The following is a 23,118-nucleotide window of genomic DNA, read 5'->3' as shown; positions in this document are numbered from 1 at the left end:
CGTCCTCCCGGGACGAGGGGCGCCCGGAATCTCCGGGACGCCCGAGGACGGGGTCAGAGGAGGAACTGTGGTCCGTGCCCGGCGCATATGGGTCACCGCCACCGCGTTGCTCGCGGTGGCGGGCGCGTCCCCAGGGGCGGCAGTCGCACAGGGTCAACCACCATCACAGTCAGGGGCGTTGACGGCTGCGGCCGAGGGGACGCTGCCGCCGGGGTGGGGCATCACCGGCGGAGGGTCGGCGCAGCAGCAGCTGGTGTGGCGGTCGGACCGGCCGGTGCCCATGGGCGACGCGCGCGTCGAATTCCGTTCGGGCGAGCGGCTGTTGGGGATACCGCAGCCGGCCAGGGACGGTCGCACCTTCCGGCTGCCGCTCGGCGGACAGCACGCCGGCGACCTGCGCGGGCTGCAAGTCTGGTCCGGCGGAAAGCGCTTGGACACCAAGGGCGCCCTCCCGTCCGGGTCGGCGGTCCAGCCGCCGGCGCCGCTGCCGGCCAACTCGGTGGACCCGGGCAAGCCCGGTCCGTACGGCACCAAGACCGGTGAGTACAAGCTCAAGTCGGTCCGCCTGCCGGGCTTCTCGGCGCCGGTGGAGATGCGCGCGGTGGTCGTCGCCCCGACCGGTGCCCATGGCCCGCGCCCGCTCGCGCTGTTCCTGCACGGCCGCCACTTCACGTGCTACAAGGGACACGACATCACCGGCGACTGGCCCTGCGCGGCCGGGACGAAGGCGGTGCCGAGCCACCGCGGTTACCTGCGCGACCAGAAGCTGCTGGCCTCCCAGGGCTATGACACCGTGTCGATCTCCGCGAACGGCATCAACGGCCAGGACTGGAACGCCGAGGACGGCGGCGCGCAGGCGCGTTCCTCCCTGGTGCGGCTGCACCTGGCCCAGTGGGCCGACTGGACCGCGCACCCCGAGACCGCCCCGGCGGTCGTACGGGACGCGCCCCGCGCCGACCTGTCGCGCGTCCTGCTGGTCGGGCACTCGCGCGGCGGCGAGGGTGTCGACCGGGCCGCGCTGGACAGCCTGTACCCGCCGCCGGCCGCCCAGGACGGCTACCACGGAGCGGTGCGCTGGACCATCCGCGGTCTGGTCCTCATCGGCCCCACCGTCTTCGGCCAGAACCCGGTGCCCGACGTGCCGTCGGTGTCGATCCTGCCGGGCTGCGACGGTGACGTCTCCGACCTCCAGGGCGAGATGTACGTCGACGGCACGCGCGCGGTGAGCCGCGGTGCCGCACTGCACAGCGCGGTGTACGTCATCGGCGCCAACCACAACTTCTTCAACTCCGAGTGGACTCCGGGGCAGGCCACCGCGCCCGCCCAGGACGACTTCTCGGACGATCCGCAGCACCCCGACCCGGTGTGCGCCAAGCGTGCCGCCACCCGGCTGACCGCCACCCAGCAGCACCGGGCGGGCTCGACCTACATCGCGGCCGCCGCGCGGCTGTTCCTCGCCGGTGACGACAAGGTACGGCCGCTGCTGGACGGCTCCGGCAAGCGGGCGCCGTCGGCGGACCCGGCGCGCGTGCTCAGCCATGCGGTGGGCGGGCGCCGCAACGCCGGGTTCCTGCCGGACGGCGGGGTGTCCGTGACCGGCGCCAAGCTGTGCGCGGCGGTGGACCCCGCCCCGGCCAAGGCCTGCCTGGGCCAGGGCGCCAAGGGGATCTCGCCGCACTTCGCCCAGTGGGAGACCGACCGCGAGGCCGGCCGGCACGCGATCGCGCTGCACTGGACCCACGCCGGCACCCCGGCACGGGTGCGGGTGAAGGACCCGGTCTCGCTGGCCGGTGACAAGGCGCTGGCGCTGCGGCTGTTCGTGCCGCCGAACTCCCGTGGCACCCGCCTGGACGTGTCCGTCACCGACGCCTCCGGCCGCAAGGCGGTTCTCGGCAAGGTGAAGGTCGACGGGCTGCCCGGCAGCGCGGCCACCGCCTCCTACTGGGCGCGTGAGATCCGGGTGCCGCTCACCGCGGCCACCCGCGCCGGGCTCGACCTGCACCGGATCAAGTCCCTTGAGCTGACCCCGCGTTCGGGCTCCGGCCGGGCCTGGCTGATGGACGCGTGGGGCTGGCGGGCCGGTCTGCCGGCGGTGAAGGCGGCCGAACTGCCGCGCGTGGACGTCGGCCGTACGACCGTGGACGAGGGCGACTCCGGCACCCGCACCTACCGGGTTCCGGTCGAGGTGTCGGGGCAGGGCAGCGGACAGGTCCGGGTGTACGTCTTCGACCCGGCCACCGGCAAGGTCACGAACCGGCTGGTCACCGTGCACCCCGGCGGTCACGACATCGACGTGCCGGTCGAGGTGAAGGGCAACACGCGCTACGGCCAGGACGTGTCGTACGACATCCTCGTCAAGGCGGTCCACGGCGCGGTCGTCGGCTCGTACCGGGGCGGGATCACCGTGCACGACGACGACCCCGCGCCCAAGATGACCGTCACCCCCGTCGCCGACAAGGTGACCGAGGGGCAGGCCCTGAAGTGGCGGGTGTCGCTGTCCGAGGCCGTCGACCTGGACATGAGCGCGTTCTTCCTCGCCGTGCCGCCCACCGGGACCGAGCTGTCCACCAAGGACGTGTCCGCGCGCTGGCTGCGGGACACGACCGGTGCCTCGCCGGACCCGGAGCGGCCCCTGTCCAAGCTGGCCGGCGGTCTCTACCTGTGGGTGGACGTTCCGGCGGGCAAGACCAGTACGGACGTCACCATTCCCACGGTCAAGGACCGGGTGCGCGAGTCCGCTGAGTCGGTGCTGTTCCAGCAGATCGACGAGCAGACCGGCAAACCGCTGCCCGGCGGGCTGGAGTTGAACGGCACGGTGCTCGACGCGTCGTAGCCGCCCGAGGCCCTTGTCGTAGCCGCCTGAAGCCCTGAGGAAGCGGCAGCCTCCTCAGGGCTTCAGCGTCACCCGGATCCCGACCGTGCCCTCCAGACCGCGCCGCAGCCGGCTGCCCAGCAGGGTGAGACGGCCGACGATGCCGTACTTGCGGGCGACGAGGGTGCGGTAGCGGGCGGTGGTGGCCGCGTCGGCGATCTCGGCGGTGGCCGGGAGCTGGTCGCCGGTGGGGTTGCCGCGCAGGTCGCAGGGGCCGACGAGGACGTCAGCGCGCCGGCGGATCCGCTTGACCTTCCAACTGTCGGCGGCCGTCCACGCTCCCAGGGCGTCCCCGTCCCGGACCACCCACACCGGGGTCGCGACGGGGGTGCCGTCCTTGCGGTAGCTGGTGACCAGCAGGTACTTGCCGGAGCCGAGCCGGTCCAGCTGTGTGTCGTCCATTCCGGCAGTCTAGGAGGCCACGCGCCCCTGGTTCAGCCCAGGGCCGCCGCCATCCGCCGTACCCCCTCCGTGAGGATCTCCGGTGAGGTCGCCAGGTTCAGGCGCACGTGCCCGGCGCCGCCGGTGCCGAAGAGCACGCCGGAGCTGAGGGCGACCCGGCCGCGGTCGAGGAACACCTCGGCGGGGTCGTCGCCGAGGCCGAGGGCACGGCAGTCGAGCCAGGCCAGGTAGGTGGCCTCGGCGGGGCAGGGGCGGACCTCGGGCAGGTGCTCGGCGAGCAGGCCGGTGAGCAGGCGCCGGTTGGCGTCGAGGCCGGTCAGCAGGGCGTCCAGCCAGCCGGTGCCGTCGTTCAGGGCGGCCGTGTGGGCGATGACGCCGAGGTGGCTGGGTCCGTGGCTCACCTCCTCGGGCAGCCGGGCGAGGTCGGCGGCGGCCCCGGGTCCGGCGAGGGCGAGCGCGGCCTTGAGCCCGGCGAGGTTCCAGCCCTTGGACGCCGACATCAGCGACAGGCCGCGCTCGGCACCGGGCACGCTCAGGTACGGCCCGAAGGTGACGCCGGGGGCGACGAGCGGGGCGTGGATCTCGTCGGCGACGACCCGGACGCCGTACCGCTCGGCGAGGTCGGCCACGGCGGCCAGTTCGGCGGCGGTGTGCACGGTGCCGGTGGGGTTGTGCGGGCTGCACAGCAGGAAGGCGGCCCGGCCGCCGCCCGCGGTCGCCTCCCGGAACGTCTCCGCCAGCAGATCGAGGTCGATGCGCAGGTCGGCGCCGAGCCGGGCCTCGACCACGCGGCGGTCCATGTGGGTCACGAACTGGTAGAACGGCGGATACACCGGCGCGTTCACGATCACCGGATCCCCAGGCCCGGTGACCAGTTTGAGCATTTCGACCACACCGAGCATCACGTCCGGAACGATCGCCGTGCGCTCAACGGCGATCCCGTGCCAGTCCCAGCGCTTGGCGGCGAAGGCGGCCAGGGCCTCGGCGTAGGCGGTGCCCGCGGGGTAGCCGGTGTCCCCGAGGGCGAGCGCGTCGGTGACGGCGCGGACGACCGGCTCGGCGAGGGGTACGTCCATCTCGGCGACCCACAGCGGCAGCACGTCCTCGGGGTAGGTGCGCCACTTCATGCTCGTACGACATCGCAGCCGCTCCAGGCCGAGGACGCGCAGCGGGTCGGGTTCGCCGGGTGTGTCGTGCGGGATGCTGGTCATGGGGCTCAAGATAGGTGGCCGTGGCGTGACCGGAAACGGGGCGAGCCGGGCGGGTGGGGCGGCGCATCGAAGACCCGTCAGCGCCGAGTCAGTGCTTCCTGCCAGTCTTTTCCACGTGAAGGCAACGGGGCACCGCCCCGGGGCCGGGAACGAGGAGAGGTGCCCGGAGTGGTTGATCGGGGACCGGCGAGCACGCCTCGAGGTCGGACCCTTCGGGGTCCACGCAGGTTCGAATCCTGCCCTCTCCGCCGAATGGCCCGTCCAGCCGACCGTGCCTACGAGCCTGCCCCTGCAGCGGGGCGCACACGCCGAGCATCAACGACGTCGGCGGACGCCTCCCCATCGTGGTCGCCGAGCGGGACGGCGACGACGCCCTGGTGCACATCGCCCACGCGGCGCCCGGAGCACGCGGCCTGTACTACAGCGTCGGATTCCGAAAGTTCACACAAGACGCACCTCTCGTCGAAACCCAGGGCCAGAGCATGCTTCACCAGTACTCGACGGAAAGCCCCGGACGTGCGGCACAGATCAACTCGGGCGTCTAGATTGCGTCTTGAACGGCGCACCTCTCATCAGGCATCCAGGAGCTGAACCCACGTGACCGACAACCCGGCAGCCACCAACGACGTGGCCGTGTCGCTGCGCGCCCGTATCAACACCAGCCAGCCGCACACGGCCCGGATATGGAACTACTGGCTCGGCGGCAAGGACAACTACGAGGTCGACCGGGCGGCCGGCGACCAGATCCGCCAACTGCACCCGGGTATCGGGGAGTACGCGCGCGCCGACCGGCTGTTCCTGGGCCGGGCGGTACGTCACCTGGTCGACGAGGTGGGCATCCGGCAGTTCCTGGACATCGGCACCGGGCTGCCCACGGCCGACAACACGCACGAGGTCGCCCAGCGCATCGCGCCGGACGCGCGGATCGTGTACGTCGACAACGACCCGCTCGTCCTCGCGCACGCCCGCGCCCTGCTCACCAGCACGCCCGAGGGCCGTACCGACTACCTGGACGAGGACCTGCGCAACGTCGACGCGATCCTCGAACACGCGGCGAAGACGCTGGACTTCAGCAAGCCGGTGGCGCTGATGCTGCTCGGCGTGGTCATCTTCATCGGCGAGGACGAGGACCCGTACGGCCTGGTACGGCAGTTGACGGACCGGCTGCCGTCGGGCAGCCATCTGGTGCTGTCGCACACCATCACCAGCCCGTCGATGCCGGACGTGGACGACGCGGTCAAGTTCTGGAACGAGCACGGCACTCCGAAGCTGACCCAGCGCACGCCCGAGGACGTCACCCGGCTCTTCGACGGTCTCGAGCTGCTGGAGCCGGGCGTGGTGTCCTGCTCGCGCTGGCGTCCCGAGGGCACCGACGGCGCCGAGCCGGAGGAGGTCGCCATGTTCGGCGGGGTGGCGCGCAAGGCCTGACGGGGCGCGGGAGCCGGCGGCGGAGACGAGTCGAGAAGATCACCGCCGCCGGTGAACGCCACCGGGCCGGGCCACGTACTCAGGGTCGGGCGCTCGACGACCGGAGGGCCCCGCGGTGCCGGCACGGGCATCGCGCGTTCGGGGTTCGGGAGCCATGCATGAGGCACGCACGACGACGGGTCGTCCGGCGAGTGACACGGCTGGCGGCGGTCGGCGGACTGCTCCTGGGAGGTGCGATGGTCGCGCAGGCGGCCATGGCGAGCGAGACTCCCCCGGCGTCCGCCAGGCCGTTCAGTTCGGCCGGGACGGCCGGTGACACGGGCGCCGCGCTGGTGGCGAAGCTCGGCACGGCACGGACGGCGGGCAGCTGGATCGGCGGTGACGGGCGTCCGGTCGTGGCGGTGACCGACGCGCGGGCGGCGCAGACGGTGCGGCAGGCCGGGGCCGAGGCGAAGGTCGTGTCGCACAGCATGAACGAGCTGAAGTCGGCCACCACCACCCTGCGTTCGGCGCCCCGGGTGGCGGGCACCGCCTGGTCGCTGGACTACCGGACCAACCGGGTCGTGGTGCAGGCCGACCGTACAGTGTCAGCTGCCGACTGGTCCCGGATGACCCAAGTCGCCGCGCGAATCGGCGGTTTCGTGCAGATGGAGCGGACGAAGGGCACGTTCACCACGCGGTTGAACGGGGCACAGCCGATCCTGTCGACGGGCGGCCGCTGCTCGGCGGGCTTCAACGTCACCAACGGGGGGAGCGACTTCATCCTCACCGCCGGCCACTGCGGGCCCGCCGGATCGATCTGGTTCGCCGACAACCAGGGCAACCAGCAGCTGGGCAAGACGGTCAGCAGCAATTTCCCCGGCAACGACTTCTCGCTCGTCCAGTACAACTCCGGCAAGGCCGGTGACGGTGCCGACGTGGTCGCGGTCGGTGGCGGCAAGGGCGTGCGGATCACCGGTGCGGCCGATCCGGCGGTCGGGCAGCGGGTGTTCCGCAGCGGCAGCACCAGCGGGCTGCACGACGGCCAGGTGACCGGGCTGAACGCGACCGTGAACTATCCCGAGGGCACGGTCACCGGACTCATCGAGACCAACGTGTGCGCCGAACCGGGCGACAGCGGAGGCCCGCTGTTCTCCGAGGGCGTCGCGCTGGGCGTCACCTCGGGCGGCAACGGGGACTGCACCACGGGCGGGACGACGTTCTTCCAGCCGATCACCAAGGCGATGGCGGCGCTGAACGTCCGGCTCATCGTGTCGGCGCAGAACGCGGGCGCCGCACAAGGCACGTCCCCCTCCCCCGCGCCGTCCGGCGCGGCCACGCAGGGCGCCGTCGCGCCGAGCGCGGCCTCGCCCGGTTCCACGGCGCCGGTCACGGGCGCCGCACAGGGCGAGACGCTGCTGGCGCAGCTCACGGACACCCGCAACGTCGGGCCGGGGCTGCTGGTCATCGCGGGGAGTCTGATCGCGCTGGTCGCGACCCGCTACATCCGGGCCGAGCAGGACCGCAAGGCGTACCAGCGGTACTACTCGGCGACGTGGGGCTGACGAGAGAGGTTCAGGCCGCCTGGTGCGGCTGCGGGGCCGCTGCGGCCCACTCCATCACGAGGCGCTGGTACTCCGCGCGCTGCTCGGTGGTCAGTGTCCCGCCCGACCGGCGCCACAGGGCCCTGATCTCCTCGTTGACCTCGTCGGCCGATCGCTCGGAGACGGCTTCAACAGTGGTGGACATGCTGTGAAGCATATGCCGACGGAGGTGAAGGCGCTGTGAGTAAGTACACCCGATGCGGACATTTCGGACCGTGTTACTCATCACGTCAATCTGTCAAGTGCGAGCGGGAGTTCATGCCCGGTCCGCGCCGAGCACAAGGACCTGGATCGCCAACACGGCCGCTCCGCGCGCCCAGTCGTGGAAGTCGGAGACCTTGGTCTCCAGGCCGACCGGATCGGCCAGCGGGTGCCGGTGGTCGGCGATGGTCTCCCGCACCGCGTCCCCCGCCACATCCATGAGGCCCACGCCTTCCCCGGCGAGCAGGATCTTCTGCGGCATCGCGAAGTTGGCGATCTGCGCGACCAGCGTGCCCAGGGCCCGGGCGGCCTCGCCGATCACCCGGGAGGCCATGGGCTCGCCCGCCGCGGCACCGGCGAGGATCTCCTCGTAGGTCGCGTCCCGGCCGGTGGCGGCACGGATCTGGTAGCGGATGCTGGGGATGGCGAGCAGGGACACGGCGCTGCCGCGCTCGCCGTTCGGGGTGAGCGGGCCGTGGGGGTTGATGATCAGGTGCCGGCCGAAGCCACGGTCCTCCTCGGCGTACGGCACCCGCCTGCCGCCGAGGACGAGCCCGTAGCCGATGCCCGCGCCGATGGTCAGCACGACGAAGCGGTCGAGGCCGCGTCCGGCGCCGAACCAGGTCTCGGCCTCGACCAGGGCGGCCACATCGTTCTCCACGACCACCGGCAGCCCGGTGCGCTCCCGGACCAGGTCGGCGAGCGGAACGTCCCGCCACTGCAGGAAGGGTGACTCGCCGACCACCGCACGCTCCCGCACCAGTCCGCCCACGCCGATGCCGATGCCCGCGAGGGCGGGGTGGCGTGCGGCCAGTTCGGCGGTCATCTGTGCGAGCAGGTCGGCTACGGCCGCGGGGTCGTGGCCGGTCAGCGGCCGGTCGAGGCGGGCGACGACGTCACTGCGGAGCGTGGTGACGACGCCGTAGACCATGTCGTCGGTGATCTTGAAGCCGAGGAAGGCGCGGGACTCGGCGACGATGTCGAGCGGCTGCGAGGGCCGGCCCTGACGCACCTCCGCCGGGGCGCCCGCCTCGGGCACCTCCACCAGCAGACCGGACTCGATCAGCGGCTTGGTCAGCCGGGTGAGGCTGCCCTGCGAGAGGTCTAGCCGACGGGCCAGCTCGGTGCGGGACAGCGGGCCGTGCACGAGGATCTCGATCGCCACGGAGCGTTCCCCGGGGCTCAGCGGCAGCCAGCTGCTCATGAGGGCCGACCCCTCCGTTTCTTTTGAGATGGAAGTAACAGACTTACTCTACTGAGACTCAACCGGCATCAAGCCCAGCAGGCGAAAGCTTTGAGCGCCCCCTTGACGGTCTGATTCTTCTGAAGCAAAAGTAATCTGCATGACATTCTCCCTCGGCATCGTCGGTGCCGGCCAGTTCTCCGGTCAGTTCGCCTCGCTCTTCCAGGCCCATCCCGGCGTGAGCGAAGTCCACATCACCGACCTGCTGCCCGAGCGGGCCGAGCGGCTCGCCGCCACACAGGGGCTCGCGGGCACGTTCCCGTCGTACGAGGCCATGCTGGAGTCGCCGGCGGTCGACGCGGTAGCGATCTTCACCCAGCGCTGGACGCACGGCCCGCTGGTCCTGCAGGGCCTGAACGCGGGCAAGCACGTGTACTCGGCGGTGCCGATGGCGATCACCACCGAGGAGATAGCCGCGATCATCGACGCGGTCCGGGCGACCGGGCTGACGTACATGATGGGCGAGACCAGCCAGTACAACCCGGCGACCGTGCACGCCCGCAACCAGATCGCCGAGGGCGCCTTCGGCCGGCTGTTCTACGCCGAGGGCGACTACGTCCACGACATGGACCTCGGCTTCTACGAGGCTTACCAGTACAGCGGCGGCGAGAACTGGAAGGCGACCGCCAGCTATCCCCCGCTGCTGTACCCGACGCACTCGGTGGGCGGGGTGCTCGGGGCCTGGCGGACGCACGCGGTGAGCGTCTCGGCGATCGGTGTGCATGACGATCGCGGCGACGGCGTTTTCGATCGCTCGGTCAGCCAGTTCGACAACGACGTGTCCAACGCGACCGCGCTGTTCGAAGTGGCGGGCGGCGGCTCGTTCCGTACGAATGAGTTCCGGCGGGTCGGCTACCCCTCGCACATCCGCGAGTCCCGCTTCCGCTTCTTCGGGACGGAGGCGAGCATGGAGCAGCTGGCGACGGTGGCGCTGTGGCAGGACAAGAACGGCGTGAAGGACATCAGCGAACTGCTGGAGCCCAAGCCGACCCTGTCGCCCGACGATCCGTCGCTGCGGCACATCGCGCCGGAGCTGCGGGCCGCCTTCACCTCCGGGTCGGCGCCGGTGCACGACCGCGCCCGGCTGCCGCGGGAGTTCGACCAGTTGCACAACGGGCACGAGGGCAGCCACCACTTCCTGGTGGACGACTTCGTCACCGCGGTCAACACCCGGACCCTGCCGTCGGTGAACGCGTGGGTGGCCGCCCGCTACACCCTGCCGGGCATCATCGCGCACGAGTCCGCGCGGCAGGGCGGGGTCCGGCTGCGGATCCCCGACTTCGGGGACGCGCCGGAGAACTGAGCCCGGTGGCCGGGCGCCTCGGCCGGCTCAGGTGCCCGGCTTGCGGCCGTACACGAAGACGTCGTCGCCCTTCTTCAGCAGCGACCAGTACTTCTTGGCGTCCTTCGTGGTCATGTTGACGCAGCCGTGCGAGCCCGGCGGGTTCCACATGCTGAGGTTGACGGAGTGGAAGGCCTGGCCGCCGTCGAAGAACTGGCTGTAGGGCATCGGCACGTTGTAGACGGTCGAGACGTGGTCGATGTCCCGCCAGTAGATCTTCTTCAGACCGGTGCGGGTCTCGTACCCGTCACGGCCGGTGCGCACCGGTACGGGCCCGTAGACCAGCTTGTCGCCGTCCTGGATCCAGCTCAGCTGGAGCGAGAGGTTCACGCAGGCGATACGGCCCTTGTTCACCGGGCACTTGCCGTCCTTGTTCGGGTCGTTCCCGACGGCCTTCTGCTTGTTCATCAGGTCCATCACGCCCCAGGTGACGGGCCCGGCGTAGCCGATGGCGGGCGTGATGCCGTGCTTGTTCTGGAAGGCCTGGATGGCCTTGCAGTCGGCGGACGACTGCTTTCCGTCGACCGGTCGGCCGAGGAACTTCTCCACCTGCTTCTGGTACGGCCCCGCCTGCGTGGTGCAGCTCGCGGCCTGGGCCGGTGCCGCGGTGAAGGCGAGCGTGAGCGGTGCCACCAGTGCGGTGACGCCGAGCGCGACGACACCTCGTCTGCGTATGTCCCCCATATCGGCCTCTTCCCCTTCGCCCCTTGTTCTCCCAGGGCCTCCCCCGGGTGGTTCCCTTCGCGATTCCCGCGCTCTCGGCCTACTAGACCTGCCGCCCGGCCCGACGGTTGTAGTTCCGGCCACGCTGTGACGAAACGGTGAACTTCGCCGCCGCGCGTAGGGGCGGTCAGGCAGTTTCGGGGCTCCCCGAGCACGCGCGCAACAGCCCCACCGCCCGCGTCAGCGTCTCCGGCGTCGCCGTGAACGGCAGGCGCAGGTGCCGGGTGAGGGTGGTGCGGTCGGCGGCGAAGCGCGGGCCGGGGGTCACCGCGAGTCCGCGCGCGGCGGCGCGGGCCGCGAGGTCGGTGGCGCTCGTGCCCTCGCCGAGGCGCAGCCACAGCGTCAGGCCGCCCTCCGGGACGGTGTACGTCCATCCGGTCGGGGCGAGCAGGGCGACCAGGTGGTCGCGCTGGGCGCGCAGCCGGTCGCGGCGGTCGGCCAGGAGGTCCGGGAGCGGTGCGCCGAGGAGTTCGGCGGCGATGAGCTGTTCCAGCGGGGGCGGGGAGAGCTGGGCCTGGAGCGGGTTCAGCCGCAGCTGTCGTACGAGGTCCGCGCTCGCCCTGATCCAGCCGACCCTCAGGCCGCTCCACAGGGTCTTGCTCGCCGAGCCGATCTGGATCACCCGGGCCCCGGCGAGGTGGGGTTCGGTGCCGGGCGGCCTCCTCAGGTCCAGGTCGCGCATCGTCTCGTCGGCGAGGACGGTCAGCCCGTGCCGGTCGGCGAGGGAGGCGATCGTACGGCGCGTCGGTCCGTCCATGTGGGCGCCGGTCGGGTTGTGGAAGTCGGGCATCAGGTAGGCGAGTCGGGGGCTGTGGCGGCGTACCGCGTCCGTGAGGCGGTCGGTGTCCCAGCCGTCGGGTGCCGTGACGGGGACGGCCAGGAGGCGGGTGCGCCGGGCGCGCAGGACGGCGAGGGCGCCCGGGTAGCTGGGGTTCTCCACGACGACGGGTGACCGGCGGTCGGTGTGGAGGTGGTCCAGGAGCAGGGTGAGGGCGGCCTGGGCGCCCGCGGTGACGAGGATCTGCTCGGAGCGGGTGGCGAGGCCGGCGCGGGTGTAGCGCTCGGCGAGCAGCTCCCGCAGACGGGGCAGGCCCGCGCCGGTGACGCCGGAGTCGACGAGCAGGGCGGCGCCGCGTTCGGCGGCCCTGGCGAGCGCGGCGCGGAAGGCCTCGTGGGGTGCGGCGGTGACGGCGAGGGTGAGGTCGAGGTCGGCGTCGGGGGCGCCGCCCCGGTCCTGCGACCAGGGCGTGGTGCGCTCGGTGAGCCGCGTGGGCAGGCGGACGACACTGCCGCTGCCGTGCCGGGTGGCGAGCCAGCCGTCGTCGCGGAGCAGGGTCAGCGCGGCCACCACCGTGCCGCGGCTGAGCTGCAGCACGCGGGCGAGTTCCCGCTCCGACGGCAGCCGGGAGCCGGCCGGGAGCCGCCCGTCGACGACCGCCTCGCGTACCGCCGTGGCGAGGGAGCGGGCGCGGGGGCCGGGCCGGGCACGCCAGTCACCGAGCGCGGCGACGAAACCAGTGTCCACTGGTCCAGTTTCCCTCAACTGGACCAGTCGTACGGACCCCCGCCGGGCCTACGCTGCCGCTCATGCACCGCACACTCGCCGACGATCTCTCCCGGCTTCCCGAACTCCTGCAGTCCGCCCGCGACTTCGCCGCCCGTGAGGTGGCCGGCCTGGCCGAGCGGCCGGTCGCCGCACCCGGGCGGCCTCCCGGGCGTGCGCCCCTGCCGGCCGAGGGCGCGGGCGGCGAGGGCACCCTCGCGCGGTTCGCCGAGCGGTGGGCGCCCGGCTTCTCCGGCTCGGCCGGACCCCGCTACCTGGGCTTCGTCACCGGCGGCGCGACCCCCGCGTCGGTCGCCGGGGACTGGCTGACGTCCACGTTCGATCAGAACATCTCCGGGGCGGGCGGATCCTGGGCGGCGGAGCTGGAGCGGGAGACCGTGGCGTGGCTGCGCGAACTGTTCGGGCTGGGCGAGGCGCACAGCGGGGCGTTCGTGACCGGGGCGACGGTGTCCAACACGGTCGGCCTCGCGATCGCTCGCGAGTGGCTCGGCGAGCGGCTCGGGGTGGACGTCTCCCGGTCGGGGGCCGCCGCGCTCGGCCCGGTCGACGTGCTCTCCGGCAGCCCGCACTCCAGCGTGGCCAAAGCCATGTCGGTGCTGGGCATCGGCCGGGACCGGCTGCGCCGGGTGCCGCTGCTGCCGGGCAACCGGGAGGCCGTGGACGTGGCCGCGCTGGAGTCGGCACTGGCGGATCTCGGCGGTCGGCCCGCGATCGTCGTCGCGAACGCGGGCACGGTGAACACCGTCGACTTCGACGACCTGAGGGCGATCGCCGCGCTGAAGGAGCGCCACGACTTCTGGCTGCACGTGGACGCCGCGTTCGGCGGGTTCGCCGCCCTCTCCCCCGAGTACGCCATGCTGGTCGACGGGCTGGACGCGGCCGACTCGGTCTGCGTGGACCTGCACAAGTGGCTCAACGTGCCCTATGACGCGGCCGTCCAGTTCACCCGCCGCCGCGATCTCCAGGTGGCGGTGTTCCACAACTCCTCGCCGTACCTGGGCCTGCCCACCGGCGAGCCCGACTTCCTGCACCTCACCCCGGAGAACTCCCGGCGGCTGCGCGCCCTGCCGGCCTGGTTCTCCCTGGTGGCCTACGGCCGGGCCGGGCACCGCGAGATCGTCGAGCGCAACGTGGCCCTCGCCCGCCGGCTGGGCGAGGGCGTCGACGCCCTTCCGGGCCTGCGCCTGCTGGCCCCGGTCCGGCTCAACGTCGTCTGCTTCACGCTCGCCGAGGAGGAGCCCACGCAGGAGCGGGTGGACGCGCTGGCGCGGGCGGTCGCCGAGTCCGGGGAGGCGTTCCTGACGCCGACCGTGTACGGCGGAGTGCCCGCCCTACGGGCCGCGTTCAGCAACTGGCGCACCACCGAGGCCGATACCCGCCGGGTCCTGGACGTGCTCGCGACGGCTTCCGGCTGACGTCCTGCGAAGCGCTTGAGGTGGGGTGACCGTAGGGCCGCGGGGCCCGGTTTCACCGGTAGCCGGTCACATCCGCCAGCTTGCCCGCGTCCTGTACCTCGACCAGGTACCGCCAGGCGTCGGGACGGCTTCCGTCGAGGTCGGTGAACCCGTACTCCTGGGCGAGGCCGCCGCTGGAGAGGGACTGCCCGTTGAAGCGGGCCACGTCGGGATCGCCGGCCAGCGCGGCGACGGCGCGACCGACGAAGCGGGGGGTCTCGGAGATGGCGAAGTGCGGTTCGCGGTCGAGGGCGTCGCGCCAGTTGTCCTCGCGCACGCCGAAGGCGTCGAGCATGATCTCCGAGCGCAGCCAGCCGGGGGTCAGTGCGAGGGCGGTGGCGCCGCGTGGGCCGAGTTCGTGGCCGAGCGCGAAGGCCATGCGGAGCACGGAGGCCTTGGCGAGGTCGTAGAAGAGGTTCACGCGGTAGGTGTCGCGGTTGTAGGCGGCGGTGCCGTCCGTGACCTCCACGACCAGGCCGCCCAGGTGGCGCAGCAGGAGCGGCAGCGCGAAGTGGCTGGTGACGGCGTGCGTTTCGACGGCGAGCCGGAGCAGCCGGAGCCCGTTGTCGAGGTCGTGCTCCCACACCGGCGTGTCCCACTCGAAGAGTTTCTCGCCGCCCCAGATGTCGTTCACCAAGACGTCCAGGCGGCCCTGTTCGTCCGCGACACGGTCCACGAGGGCCCGTACCGCGGACCTGTCCAGGTGATCGACGGGGACGGCGATGCCGTGTCCGCCCGCCGCCGAGACGAGGTCGGCGGTGTCCTCGATGGTCTCGGGGCGGTCGTACTCGGAGCGGTGGGAGCGGGTGCTGCGTCCGGTGACGTAGACGGTGGCACCGGCCGCGCCCAGTTCCGCGGCGATGCCCCGCCCCGCGCCCCGGGTCGCCCCGGCGACCAGCGCTACCTTGCCTTCCAGCGGCCCTGACATGTCCGACCTCCCGTGCGGTACGACTCTCATCGTCGTCCACTCTCACGGGAAAGCCGGACATCTCCTGTCGCCTTTTCTTGTCGCCCTTTCTCAGCGGCGCAGGCGGTCGTCCAAGTCCTGGTAGCGGGTGAGGAACCAGAGCTGGCCGCCCTGGTTCGACTCGTACACGAAGTCCCGCAGCGCGTCGCTCGCCTCGACATGGGCCGAGATGTCGCCGACGACGGCGAGCCGCAGCCGGTAGGTCACGAACTTCTGCACGACCGCACCGGCGACGCCCGACCGCAGCCGGAAGAACTCGTCCGCGACGCGCTCTACGGGCACCACCACCAGTTCCGCGCCCTGCCCCATCGCGTCACCGATCAGATCGAGGGCCGCGCGCTCGCTGTCGAGGGCGGGCCCTTCGGGGGCACAGCGCAGAACGGGCACGTCGTGGAGTGTTTCGAGCGTGTTGGTGGTCATGGCCGTGATCGTACGGCCGGGCCCCGGGTCAGTGCCCGCGTTTGATCCACTCGTCCAGGTGGGGCAGTTCGGCGCCGATGGTGGTGGCGTCGCCGTGGCCGGTGAGGACCTTGGTCTCAGGCGGGAGGGTGAGGAGCCGGTCACGGATGGACTCGATGATCGTCGGGAAGTGGGAGAACGAGCGTCCCGTGGCGCCGGGGCCGCCCAGGAAGAGGGTGTCGCCGGTGAAGACGACGCCGAGGCCGGGGTCGTACAGGCAGACGGCACCGAGGGAGTGGCCCGGGGTGTGCAGGACGGTCAGGTCGGCGCCGGCGGCCTCGATGACCTGGCCGTCGGCGAGGTGGCGGTCGGGTTCGCGGTCGGGGTGCGTGAGCTTCCACAGCGGCAGGTCGTCCGGGTGGAGCCAGATGGTGGCGCCGGTGAGGTCGGCGAGGGCGGGGGCCGCGTCGATGTGGTCGTTGTGGGCGTGGGTGCACACGATGGCGGTCAGCCGGCGATCGGCCACCGCGTCGGCGATGGCCTCGGCGTCGTGGGCGGCGTCGATGACGATCACTTCGCGTTCGTCTCCGACGATCCACACGTTGTTCTCGACGTCCCAGGTGCCGCCGTCGAGGGTGAACTGGCCGGAGGTGACGAGGCGTTCGATGCGGGTGGTCATCACAGCACCACCACCGAGCGCAGCACGTCGCCCTGGTGCATCCGCTCGAACGCCTTCTCCACCTCATCCAGTTGGATGGTCTCGGTGACGAACGCGTCCAGCGGCAGGCGGCCCTGGAGGTGCAGGTCGATCAGCATCGGGAAGTCCCGGGAGGGCAGGCAGTCGCCGTACCAGCTGGACTTGAGCGCGCCGCCGCGTCCGAAGACGTCCAGCAGCGGCAGTTCGAGCTTCATCTCGGGGGTGGGAACGCCGACGAGGACGACGGTGCCGGCCAGGTCGCGGGCGTAGAAGGCCTGCTTGTACGTCTCCGGGCGGCCGACCGCCTCGATCACGACGTCGGCGCCGAAGCCGCCGGTCAGCTCGCGGATCGCCTCGACCGGGTCGGTCTCCTTGGAGTTGACGGTGTGGGTGGCGCCCAGCGTGCGGGCCTGCTCCAGCTTGCGGTCGTCGATGTCCACGGCGATGATCCGCGCCGCGCCGGCGAGGTTCGATCCGGCGATGGCCGCGTCACCGACGCCGCCGCAGCCGATGACGGCGACGGAGTCGCCACGGCCGACGCTCCCGGTGTTGATGGCGGCGCCGATGCCGGCCATCACCCCGCAGCCGAGCAGCCCGGCCACGGCCGGGGAGACCGCCGGGTCGACCTTGGTGCACTGTCCGGCCGCGACCAGCGTCTTCTCGGCGAAGGCGCCGATGCCGAGCGCCGGGGAGAGTTCCTGCCCGGTGGCGGCGAGGGTCATCTTCTGCTTCGCGTTGTGGGTGTTGAAGCAGTACCAGGGGCGGCCGCGCAGACAGGCCCGGCAATTGCCGCACACCGCCCGCCAGTTGAGGATGACGAAGTCGCCGGGCGCCACATCGGTGACCCCGTCGCCGACCGACTCCACGATGCCGGCGGCCTCGTGGCCGAGCAGGAAGGGGAACTCGTCCGAGATTCCGCCCTGTTTGTAGTGCAGATCGGTGTGACAGACGCCGCAGGCCTGGACGCGTACGACGGCTTCGCCGGGTCCCGGGTCCGGGACCACGATCGTCTCGACCCGTACGGGCTCGTCCTTCCCCGGTGCGATCACGCCGCGTACTTCCTGCGCCATGGCCTTGGCCCCTTTTCCTCGATGTGCCTTCGGAGCCGACCCTACGCGCGAGGGCCCGGTGGCGGCATCGGCCACGACGACGAGAGTGGATCTTTCGGCCGTCGTCCGGTGCTCCGGACGGGCAGCGATGGAGGGTCGTCCGGGGCGGGCAGTGCTGAAGGGTGATCCCGGACGGACAGCGGTGAAAGGCCGCCCGGGGCAGGCAGCGGTGAAGGACCACATCGGGCGGACAGCAGTGAAGGGCCGTCCCGGGCGGGACGGCCCTCGGTTCCGTGGGCGGCTCAGGCCTCCACGGCGGGCAGCAGGCCGGTCACGGGGGCGACGAGGTCGGTGAGCTGGTGCAGTTCGTTCAGCCGCTGCAGTCCGTTGACCTGGTTCAGCGGGCGCAGCTGGTCCGAGACCCGCGGCATCTGAGCCTGGTGCTCTGCCGGGATGTCGCTGAGGGCGAGCGAGTCCAGTGTGGTCATCGGGTTGATCTGCCCGGTGTGCGGTGCGCCCGCGTCGGCCGCGTTCGCCAGCGGTGCGGCGAGACCCGTGACACCGACGGCCAGACCGACGGCGGCGACGATACGTCGTGTTGAGATCATGCCTTCAGCAACGGCGCCGCGCCCCGCCCGGACACGGTCCCCGGGTGCCGCTCACCCGTCAGGCGGACCGCCTCGGCTGCGCTTGCCGTCGCCGCCGGGGCGGAGGAGCCTCGGAGGTGGGGCCCGTGCGGCCCGCTTCCGCCGGGCCAGGGCGCCTTAAGGAGGTCACCATGGGCGCTGCGACAGGCTCCGCCTTCGACACCGAGACACTGCGCCGGGGCATAGAAGGGAACACCGGGAACACTCTGCTCGCCCTCTACGCGGACGACGCGGAGATCCGCATCATCGACCGCAACACCCAGCCCAGTCACCCCAAGGTCCTGCACGGCCGGCGCGAGATAGCCGAGATGCTCGACGACGTCTACAGCCGCGACATGACGCACAAGCTGGACCAGTGCGTCATCCAGGGCGACCGCGCCGCCTACTCCGAGTCCTGCGAGTACGGGGACGGCACCCGGGTCCTTGCCGAGTCCATGATCACCCTGCGCGAGGGGAAGATCGCCGAACAGATCCTGATCCAGGCATGGGACGAGTAGGAAGGAAGGTCGCGAGGGTCCAGGTCACCTCCCGGCTGACCTGGACCTTCTCGGCCCGGGCGACGCTGGGCCGGGCGCGTCCGCGCCGCCCTCGGTGGCCAGGACCAGTTTCCGCAGCAGGTCTGCAAGTGTCCGCCGCTCTTCTCCGGTCAGCGCTGCGAGCAGCGCGCCCTCACCCGCGTCCTCCGCTGCCGCATGCGCTTCGAACGCGGCATGCCCGGCCTCGGTGAGCCGTACCCGCACCCGTCGGCGGTCGCCGGTCTCGTGGGTACGGGTGATCAGCCCGGCCTCCTCGACGGGCCCGAGCCGCGCCGACAGCGCACCTCGGGTCAGCCCGAGCCGGTCGGCGAGCTGCGAGGGACTGGACTCGTACGGCGGCCCGGACCTGCGCAGCATCAACAGCAGCTTGTACTGCCAGTACTTCAGGCCGTCGGAGTCCAGCGCCTCCCGGCGGGCCTGGGCGGTGTGCCGTCCGAGGATCGCCAGCCGGGCGATGATCGCCTCTTTCACCGGGTCCAGCCAGTCCAGTTCGCGCACCCAGACGGCCACGTGCCGGTCCACCGAGTCCTGCACTGTCTGCCTCCCGCAGTGGTTTTCTTGTGGATCATTTTTCGGGTAACTACTTTGCCCGGCATGACACATGCTGCGCTCGCCTTCGTCGATGTCGATGAACTTCTCTATGCGATAAAGGAGTTGAGTGTCGCGGGCCGCTGGGACCGGGCCACACGGCTGCTGGCCTCGGTCACCGCCGAAGAGCCCGCCGACCGCGCGCGGCTCACCCGGGCCGCCGCCGAAGTCGCCCTGGACCGTGACTGGTTCGCCGGGACGGACACCGCGGCCGAGCGGATCGAGGCAGCCGAGAAGGAGTTCCCGGACGGCGACTGGGACACGGACTTCCTCCGGCTCAGGCACACCTACGCCCGGCTGCTCCTGGTCGACGGCACCCTCCGCATCGGCCCGGACGGCAAGGACCCCGAGGCGCTCGCCGCCCTCCTCGACCGGGCACGGGAGCTGCACGCCGGGGCCCCGGACGAGGTGCGCCGGGGCTGGGGGGCGATGTACCGCGGGCTGATCACGGAGAACCACTTCGCCGACCGGACGGCCGCCGCCACTCACTTCACGGACGCCCTGCGGGCCGGGGAGGACGGCGCGGACGGTCTACTGGCCCGCGAGGCACTGCGGCACCTCGGCGACCAGGACCACGACACCGGCGACCACGAGCGGGCCGGGGAGCGCTGGCGCCGGGCCACCGCACTGGGCGCCCGGGCCGGCACGGTGCCCGGCACCCTCTCCCAGCAACTGCTGCTGGCCGTCCTGGCCCGGGACGCGGGCGACGAGGCGGGCGCCGTAGCGCTGGCGGCGGAGATCGTCCGCTGGGCCGAGACCATCGGCGCGGACCGGCTGGCCGCCCAGGCGTCGGCGTTTCTCACCGGGACGGATCCGACGGCGCTGCCCGCTGCGACGGACACGGACTGAGGACCGCCGCTTGCGTCGGCAGACGCGGGCTGGGCCCGGGCTGACGGGGCCGACACCGTTCTGACGACCAGAGCGAGGGCGCCGGGCATGCCCGTGCGGGGGGCTGCCCTCGCCCTGCTGTTCCCCCGCGCCCGCCAGCGCGGTCTCGGCCCGGGCCGGCACGGCCGACACCGCCCGAGCCATCAGAGCGGGGCGCCGGGCATGCCCGTGTCGGGGGGCCGCCCCCGCCCCCGACATCCACCCACGCCGACCAGCGCGGTCTGGGCCGGGCCGGCGCGGCCGACACCGCCCGCACGCCACCCGCCTCGGTCCACGCAGCCTCAATGCCGCTCGTGCTCTCGGTTAGGCTTTGGGCGGGCCGTGACTGGCGCTGAGGTGGAGTACCACCGGGGAGCGGTCCGTGGAGGATGCCGCGCGCCTGGGCGATGAAGGTCAACCCAGCTCAGGAGTGCAGATGACACAGGCCCGACTTATGGACGGCACCGCCCTCGCCCGCCGCATCGTCGAGGAGACCGCGAAGAAGGCCGCCGATCTCACCGAACGGACGGGCAGCGCGCCCTGTCTGGCCACGGTGCTGGTCGGCGAGGACCCGGCGTCCGTCACCTACGTCCGTATGAAGCAGAACCGCTGCCGCAAGGCCGGCATCGAGTCCCGGCACGTGGCGCTGCCCGCCGCCACGACCACCACCGAACTCGTCGGCACCCTGAGGGAGTTGTCGGCCAACCCGACCGTGCACGGCATTCTGCTCCAGCACCCGATGGGCGACCACATCGACGAGCGGGCCGCGTTCGAGGCGATCGCGCCGGAGAAGGACGTGGACGGCGTCACCTTCGCCTCGTTCGCCACGATGAGCTTCGGCCTGCCGGGCTTCGTCTCCTGCACGCCCGGCGGCATCCTCAGGCTGCTCGACGAGTACGACGTCGACCCGGCGGGGAAGCGGGCCGTGGTGGTGGGCCGCAGCGCCATCCTCGGCAAGCCGGTGGGCATGCTACTCCTGGCCCGCGACGCGACCGTGACGTACTGCCACTCGCGCACCCGGGATCTGCCGGCCGCGGTACGTGAGGCCGACATCGTGGTCGCCGCCGTGGGCCGGCCGCGCCTCATCCGGGGGCAGGACATCAAGCCGGGCGCGGTCGTCATCGACGCGGGCTACAACCCCGGCAACGTCGGCGACGTCGACTTCGACTCCGCCGTGGAGCGGGCCTCGCTGATCACGCCGGTGCCGGGCGGAGTCGGTCCGATGACGATCGCCACCCTGCTGGAGCAGACCGTCGCCGCCGCCGCCCGGCAGCTCGGGGTGTGATCAGCGCATCCAGGCGCTGTACTCCATGACGTCCCCGGCCTTGACCCCCCACTCGGGCTCGTCCCGGGTGAAGGTGGCTTCCAGGCCGAGGACGGCTCCGGTGCGGGGGTCGAGGATCAGCATGCGCCGGCCTCCCCCGCCCTCGCCGCCGTACACGTACGCCTGCCCCGGGCGACCGAGGCGGTCCGTCACCTGCCCCACGGGCCGCAGCCCCTGGGCGTCCGCCAGGACCCGGACGAGCGCCGCCGACTCGCGGGCGCCGAGGGTCCAGTGGTCCAGCAACTCCTTGACGGCGTCGAGGAGTTCGGGGGTGCGCGGGGAGTCGGTGCGGACGGTCTCGGCGAGGTAGGCGCTCAGGGCGGCCTGGGTGTGCGGGGGGCGTGCCGCGGGCGGGGCGTCGCTCCAACTCGGCGGGTAGGTGGTCCGGCTGAGGACATGACCGTCCTCGACCGGTCGCGGCTCGCCGCCCTCGTCGGTGAGGACCGGGCGGCCGCGGTGGCGGGGGTCGGTCGCCACGACCAGCTCGGTGTGGCTGTCGTCCGCCCGCCAGCGCACGACCCGCTCCTCGGGGAGGGTGACGGGCGGTTTGCCGTCACCCATGGCGAGGCTCCACGACTGCACATGCGTGCCCTTGAGCAGGCGCGGTGTGTCGTCCTGCGCGGCCGCATCGGCAAGGCCGGCCAGCTCCTTCAGGGGTACGGGCGTGGAGTGGGCCCGGACGGTCAGCGGGCGCGGCGCGGCGAGGGCCGACGGGGTGCTCGGGCCGCCGATCAGCACGGTCAGGGCGGTGACCAGGACGACGCCGGTGGCGGCGAGGCCCCAGAGCAGCCGGGCACGCGGGACGATACGGCGGAGCGGCCGGTCCTCGCTCATCAGCCGCCGGAGCCGCCGCTCGGCGCGATGGTCCAGCGGCCCGTCGCCGAAGTGGGGGCCGTCGGCCGACACCGGGTTGGCGCGGCGGAGGAGTTCGAGTTCGTCAGCCATGTCGGTGTTCCTTGCAGGGCGTCGCGTCGACAGCGGGCGCGGGTGGGGAGGGCGGTCGCCCCGGGCGGTGTCCCGTGCCGGGCGGAGCGGCGAATGCGAGAGGCGGGACGGGCCGTGCGCCAGCCGTGACCGAACCCCCTCGGCCGCAGCGCATCGACAGCCGCCGAGAGACGCAGAGGGACAGTCGCCGGCCCCCGCGGTGCCCCGTGCCAGACGGAGCGGCGACTGCAAGGGGCAGGGCGGGCCGAGCGCTAACCATGACCGAACCCCCTCGGCGACAGCGCATCGACGGCCGTCGAGGGACGCAAGCGGTCGATCTGCGTCTTGAGTCGCTGCCGGGCCCGGTGCAGTCGCATGACCGCCGCCCGTCTGCCGCAGCCCAGGGCCACCGCGATCTCCTCGGCGCCGAGCTCCTCCCATGCCGCGAGGCGGAGCACCTCCTGGTCCGCCGGGGACAGCCGGGCCAGTGCCTCGTGCACCCAGCCGCCGGGGGCCTCCGCGTCGGGGCTGTCCACGATGTGCCGGCCGTGCGCCGCCTCGTCGTTGCCCAGCCGGTCCAGCAGCCGGCGCCGCCGTCCGTAGCCGCGTACCGCGTTGGCCAGGCAGTTGCGTGCCACGCCGTACAGCCAGGGCAGCGGCGTTGCGGGCAGGTCGGCCCGGCGGCGCCAGGCCACCGTGAACACCTCCGCCACCACTTCCTCCACCTCGTCGGCCCGCCCCTGCAGTCGCCTGGCGACATAGCGGCTGACCGCCCAGTAGTGCTCGCGATAGGCAGCGGCGAAGATCTCGTCGTTGCTCATGCTCGGTTGGTGTCCGGCACTCCCCGGATCGTCACACCCTTCTGCCGTGATGCTCGTCGCGCCGTCCGAGTGTGACCCGCGCGCCGGGCGCGGACACAGGCGGGGTGTGAAGAGGATCAGAGACATCAGGGCCGTACGGTGGCTGACGACCACCGATCACAAAACGATCGGAACGCTCTACTTGGTCACGTCGTTCGCGTTCTTCCTGATCGGTGGCGTGATGGCGCTGCTGATGCGCGCCGAGCTGGCCCGTCCGGGCCTGCAGATCATGTCGAA

General features: G+C 72.3%; 22 protein-coding genes, 2 pseudogenes and 1 riboswitch. Of the genes and pseudogenes, 10 read left to right on the top strand and 14 right to left on the bottom strand.

What is annotated here, in order from left to right; genetic code table 11:
* Positions 1 to 67 precede the first annotated feature (67 nt).
* Positions 68 to 2,833, top strand: coding sequence for an alpha/beta hydrolase (locus BEK98_RS32630; RefSeq protein ID WP_094220343.1), 2,766 nt, complete (start codon positions 68 to 70; stop codon positions 2,831 to 2,833).
* A gap of 54 nt (positions 2,834 to 2,887) precedes the next feature.
* Here BEK98_RS32630 and BEK98_RS32625 read toward each other — a convergent pair whose 3' ends face one another.
* Both BEK98_RS32625 and BEK98_RS32620 read right to left on the bottom strand, forming a co-directional pair.
* Positions 2,888 to 3,274: a PPOX class F420-dependent oxidoreductase gene (locus BEK98_RS32625; RefSeq protein ID WP_094220342.1), complete on the bottom strand. Its 387-nt coding sequence runs from the start codon at positions 3,272 to 3,274 to the stop codon at positions 2,888 to 2,890.
* 32 nt (positions 3,275 to 3,306) lie between these two features.
* Entirely contained in the window at positions 3,307 to 4,485 is a 1,179-nt protein-coding gene (locus BEK98_RS32620) for a MalY/PatB family protein (protein WP_094220341.1), read from the bottom strand.
* Between the two features lie 153 nt (positions 4,486 to 4,638).
* On the opposite strand from BEK98_RS32620, the pseudogene BEK98_RS49165 reads away from it, so the two are divergent.
* From BEK98_RS49165 to BEK98_RS32605, 3 genes and pseudogenes are all read left to right on the top strand, one after another.
* Positions 4,639 to 4,733: pseudogene (locus tag BEK98_RS49165) on the top strand.
* 349 nt (positions 4,734 to 5,082) lie between these two features.
* Positions 5,083 to 5,913, top strand: coding sequence for an SAM-dependent methyltransferase (locus tag BEK98_RS32610; RefSeq protein WP_094220339.1), 831 nt, complete (start codon positions 5,083 to 5,085; stop codon positions 5,911 to 5,913).
* A gap of 158 nt (positions 5,914 to 6,071) precedes the next feature.
* The gene (locus BEK98_RS32605) at positions 6,072 to 7,457 is read left to right on the top strand and encodes a S1 family peptidase (RefSeq protein ID WP_094220338.1); all 1,386 of its coding nucleotides are present in this window, start codon (positions 6,072 to 6,074) and stop codon (positions 7,455 to 7,457) included.
* Between the two features lie 10 nt (positions 7,458 to 7,467).
* On the opposite strand, the gene BEK98_RS49160 is transcribed toward BEK98_RS32605, so the two are convergent.
* Both BEK98_RS49160 and BEK98_RS32595 read right to left on the bottom strand, forming a co-directional pair.
* Positions 7,468 to 7,653 carry a hypothetical protein gene (locus BEK98_RS49160; protein WP_101375428.1) on the bottom strand — a complete coding sequence of 62 codons (186 nt, stop codon included), beginning with the start codon at positions 7,651 to 7,653 and terminating at the stop codon, positions 7,468 to 7,470.
* A 99-nt stretch (positions 7,654 to 7,752) separates the two neighbouring features.
* Positions 7,753 to 8,901, bottom strand: coding sequence for an ROK family transcriptional regulator (locus tag BEK98_RS32595; RefSeq protein WP_094220337.1), 1,149 nt, complete (start codon positions 8,899 to 8,901; stop codon positions 7,753 to 7,755).
* Between the two features lie 139 nt (positions 8,902 to 9,040).
* On the opposite strand from BEK98_RS32595, the gene BEK98_RS32590 reads away from it, so the two are divergent.
* Positions 9,041 to 10,243 carry a Gfo/Idh/MocA family protein gene (locus BEK98_RS32590; protein ID WP_094220336.1) on the top strand — a complete coding sequence of 401 codons (1,203 nt, stop codon included), beginning with the start codon at positions 9,041 to 9,043 and terminating at the stop codon, positions 10,241 to 10,243.
* A gap of 27 nt (positions 10,244 to 10,270) precedes the next feature.
* On the opposite strand, the gene BEK98_RS32585 is transcribed toward BEK98_RS32590, so the two are convergent.
* Entirely contained in the window at positions 10,271 to 10,966 is a 696-nt protein-coding gene (locus BEK98_RS32585) for a L,D-transpeptidase family protein (RefSeq protein ID WP_094220335.1), read from the bottom strand.
* A gap of 166 nt (positions 10,967 to 11,132) precedes the next feature.
* On the bottom strand, positions 11,133 to 12,530 hold the full coding sequence (locus tag BEK98_RS32580; RefSeq protein WP_143684191.1) for an aminotransferase-like domain-containing protein: 1,398 nt from the start codon (positions 12,528 to 12,530) through the stop codon (positions 11,133 to 11,135).
* A gap of 62 nt (positions 12,531 to 12,592) precedes the next feature.
* On the opposite strand from BEK98_RS32580, the gene BEK98_RS32575 reads away from it, so the two are divergent.
* The gene (locus BEK98_RS32575) at positions 12,593 to 13,984 is read left to right on the top strand and encodes a pyridoxal phosphate-dependent decarboxylase family protein (RefSeq protein WP_094220333.1); all 1,392 of its coding nucleotides are present in this window, start codon (positions 12,593 to 12,595) and stop codon (positions 13,982 to 13,984) included.
* A 52-nt stretch (positions 13,985 to 14,036) separates the two neighbouring features.
* On the opposite strand, the gene BEK98_RS32570 is transcribed toward BEK98_RS32575, so the two are convergent.
* The 5 genes from BEK98_RS32570 to BEK98_RS32550 all read right to left on the bottom strand — a co-directional run bounded on the left by BEK98_RS32570 (position 14,037) and on the right by BEK98_RS32550 (position 17,743).
* Positions 14,037 to 14,951, bottom strand: coding sequence for an SDR family oxidoreductase (locus BEK98_RS32570; protein ID WP_094220332.1), 915 nt, complete (start codon positions 14,949 to 14,951; stop codon positions 14,037 to 14,039).
* Between the two features lie 90 nt (positions 14,952 to 15,041).
* Positions 15,042 to 15,410, bottom strand: a complete 369-nt coding sequence (locus tag BEK98_RS32565; protein ID WP_094220331.1) for a DUF4180 domain-containing protein — start codon at positions 15,408 to 15,410, stop codon at positions 15,042 to 15,044.
* Positions 15,411 to 15,438: 28 nt separating this feature from the next.
* Positions 15,439 to 16,068: an MBL fold metallo-hydrolase gene (locus BEK98_RS32560; protein WP_094220330.1), complete on the bottom strand. Its 630-nt coding sequence runs from the start codon at positions 16,066 to 16,068 to the stop codon at positions 15,439 to 15,441.
* Positions 16,068 to 17,156 carry an S-(hydroxymethyl)mycothiol dehydrogenase gene (locus tag BEK98_RS32555; protein ID WP_094220329.1) on the bottom strand — a complete coding sequence of 363 codons (1,089 nt, stop codon included), beginning with the start codon at positions 17,154 to 17,156 and terminating at the stop codon, positions 16,068 to 16,070. Before BEK98_RS32555 ends, BEK98_RS32560 begins: the two co-directional genes overlap by 1 nt.
* A 281-nt stretch (positions 17,157 to 17,437) precedes the next feature.
* Entirely contained in the window at positions 17,438 to 17,743 is a 306-nt protein-coding gene (locus BEK98_RS32550; protein ID WP_094220328.1) for a hypothetical protein, read from the bottom strand.
* Between the two features lie 170 nt (positions 17,744 to 17,913).
* Between BEK98_RS32550 and BEK98_RS32545 the strand changes: the two genes are divergently transcribed.
* On the top strand, positions 17,914 to 18,279 hold the full coding sequence (locus BEK98_RS32545) for a nuclear transport factor 2 family protein (protein ID WP_094220327.1): 366 nt from the start codon (positions 17,914 to 17,916) through the stop codon (positions 18,277 to 18,279).
* 24 nt (positions 18,280 to 18,303) lie between these two features.
* Here the strand turns inward: BEK98_RS32545 and BEK98_RS32540 are convergent, their stop codons facing one another.
* Entirely contained in the window at positions 18,304 to 18,852 is a 549-nt protein-coding gene (locus BEK98_RS32540; RefSeq protein WP_167444306.1) for a MarR family winged helix-turn-helix transcriptional regulator, read from the bottom strand.
* Positions 18,853 to 18,912: 60 nt separating this feature from the next.
* Here BEK98_RS32540 and BEK98_RS32535 point away from each other — a divergent pair, with 60 nt between their 5' ends.
* Together BEK98_RS32535 and BEK98_RS32530 are read left to right on the top strand one after the other, a co-directional pair.
* Positions 18,913 to 19,755 (top strand): hypothetical protein, encoded by an 843-nt coding sequence (locus BEK98_RS32535; protein ID WP_094220326.1) that lies wholly within the window; start codon positions 18,913 to 18,915, stop codon positions 19,753 to 19,755.
* Between the two features lie 350 nt (positions 19,756 to 20,105).
* Positions 20,106 to 20,186, top strand: a riboswitch (ZMP/ZTP riboswitch).
* Positions 20,187 to 20,209: 23 nt separating this feature from the next.
* On the top strand, positions 20,210 to 21,058 hold the full coding sequence (locus BEK98_RS32530; protein WP_094220325.1) for a bifunctional 5,10-methylenetetrahydrofolate dehydrogenase/5,10-methenyltetrahydrofolate cyclohydrolase: 849 nt from the start codon (positions 20,210 to 20,212) through the stop codon (positions 21,056 to 21,058).
* Here BEK98_RS32530 and BEK98_RS32525 read toward each other — a convergent pair whose 3' ends face one another.
* On the bottom strand, positions 21,059 to 22,042 hold the full coding sequence (locus tag BEK98_RS32525; RefSeq protein ID WP_094220324.1) for a CU044_5270 family protein: 984 nt from the start codon (positions 22,040 to 22,042) through the stop codon (positions 21,059 to 21,061). It lies immediately after the preceding gene.
* Between the two features lie 251 nt (positions 22,043 to 22,293).
* Positions 22,294 to 22,842, bottom strand: coding sequence for an RNA polymerase sigma factor (locus BEK98_RS32520; RefSeq protein ID WP_094220323.1), 549 nt, complete (start codon positions 22,840 to 22,842; stop codon positions 22,294 to 22,296).
* Positions 22,843 to 22,891: 49 nt separating this feature from the next.
* Between BEK98_RS32520 and BEK98_RS32515 the strand changes: the two are divergent.
* A pseudogene (locus BEK98_RS32515) lies at positions 22,892 to 23,118 on the top strand (aa3-type cytochrome oxidase subunit I); the annotation flags it as partial.

It is taken from the genome of Streptomyces diastatochromogenes, assembly GCF_002242805.1.
Lineage (GTDB): Bacteria > Actinomycetota > Actinomycetes > Streptomycetales > Streptomycetaceae > Streptomyces > Streptomyces diastatochromogenes.
This window is presented reverse-complemented; position numbering and strand designations above follow the sequence as displayed.

Coding starts and splice junctions, on each gene's coding strand:
- BEK98_RS32605 (WP_094220338.1), top strand. CDS start 6,072: ATGAGGCACGCACGACGACGGGTCGTCCGGCGAGTGACACGGCTGGCG.
- BEK98_RS32570 (WP_094220332.1), bottom strand. CDS start 14,951: ATGTCAGGGCCGCTGGAAGGCAAGGTAGCGCTGGTCGCCGGGGCGACC.
- BEK98_RS32555 (WP_094220329.1), bottom strand. CDS start 17,156: ATGGCGCAGGAAGTACGCGGCGTGATCGCACCGGGGAAGGACGAGCCC.
- BEK98_RS32530 (WP_094220325.1), top strand. CDS start 20,210: ATGACACAGGCCCGACTTATGGACGGCACCGCCCTCGCCCGCCGCATC.
- BEK98_RS32575 (WP_094220333.1), top strand. CDS start 12,593: ATGCACCGCACACTCGCCGACGATCTCTCCCGGCTTCCCGAACTCCTG.
- BEK98_RS49160 (WP_101375428.1), bottom strand. CDS start 7,653: ATGCTTCACAGCATGTCCACCACTGTTGAAGCCGTCTCCGAGCGATCG.
- BEK98_RS32520 (WP_094220323.1), bottom strand. CDS start 22,842: ATGAGCAACGACGAGATCTTCGCCGCTGCCTATCGCGAGCACTACTGG.
- BEK98_RS32535 (WP_094220326.1), top strand. CDS start 18,913: ATGACACATGCTGCGCTCGCCTTCGTCGATGTCGATGAACTTCTCTAT.
- BEK98_RS32595 (WP_094220337.1), bottom strand. CDS start 8,901: ATGAGCAGCTGGCTGCCGCTGAGCCCCGGGGAACGCTCCGTGGCGATC.
- BEK98_RS32625 (WP_094220342.1), bottom strand. CDS start 3,274: ATGGACGACACACAGCTGGACCGGCTCGGCTCCGGCAAGTACCTGCTG.
- BEK98_RS32620 (WP_094220341.1), bottom strand. CDS start 4,485: ATGACCAGCATCCCGCACGACACACCCGGCGAACCCGACCCGCTGCGC.
- BEK98_RS32545 (WP_094220327.1), top strand. CDS start 17,914: ATGGGCGCTGCGACAGGCTCCGCCTTCGACACCGAGACACTGCGCCGG.
- BEK98_RS32560 (WP_094220330.1), bottom strand. CDS start 16,068: ATGACCACCCGCATCGAACGCCTCGTCACCTCCGGCCAGTTCACCCTC.
- BEK98_RS32550 (WP_094220328.1), bottom strand. CDS start 17,743: ATGATCTCAACACGACGTATCGTCGCCGCCGTCGGTCTGGCCGTCGGT.
- BEK98_RS32585 (WP_094220335.1), bottom strand. CDS start 10,966: ATGGGGGACATACGCAGACGAGGTGTCGTCGCGCTCGGCGTCACCGCA.
- BEK98_RS32525 (WP_094220324.1), bottom strand. CDS start 22,042: ATGGCTGACGAACTCGAACTCCTCCGCCGCGCCAACCCGGTGTCGGCC.
- BEK98_RS32590 (WP_094220336.1), top strand. CDS start 9,041: ATGACATTCTCCCTCGGCATCGTCGGTGCCGGCCAGTTCTCCGGTCAG.
- BEK98_RS32565 (WP_094220331.1), bottom strand. CDS start 15,410: ATGACCACCAACACGCTCGAAACACTCCACGACGTGCCCGTTCTGCGC.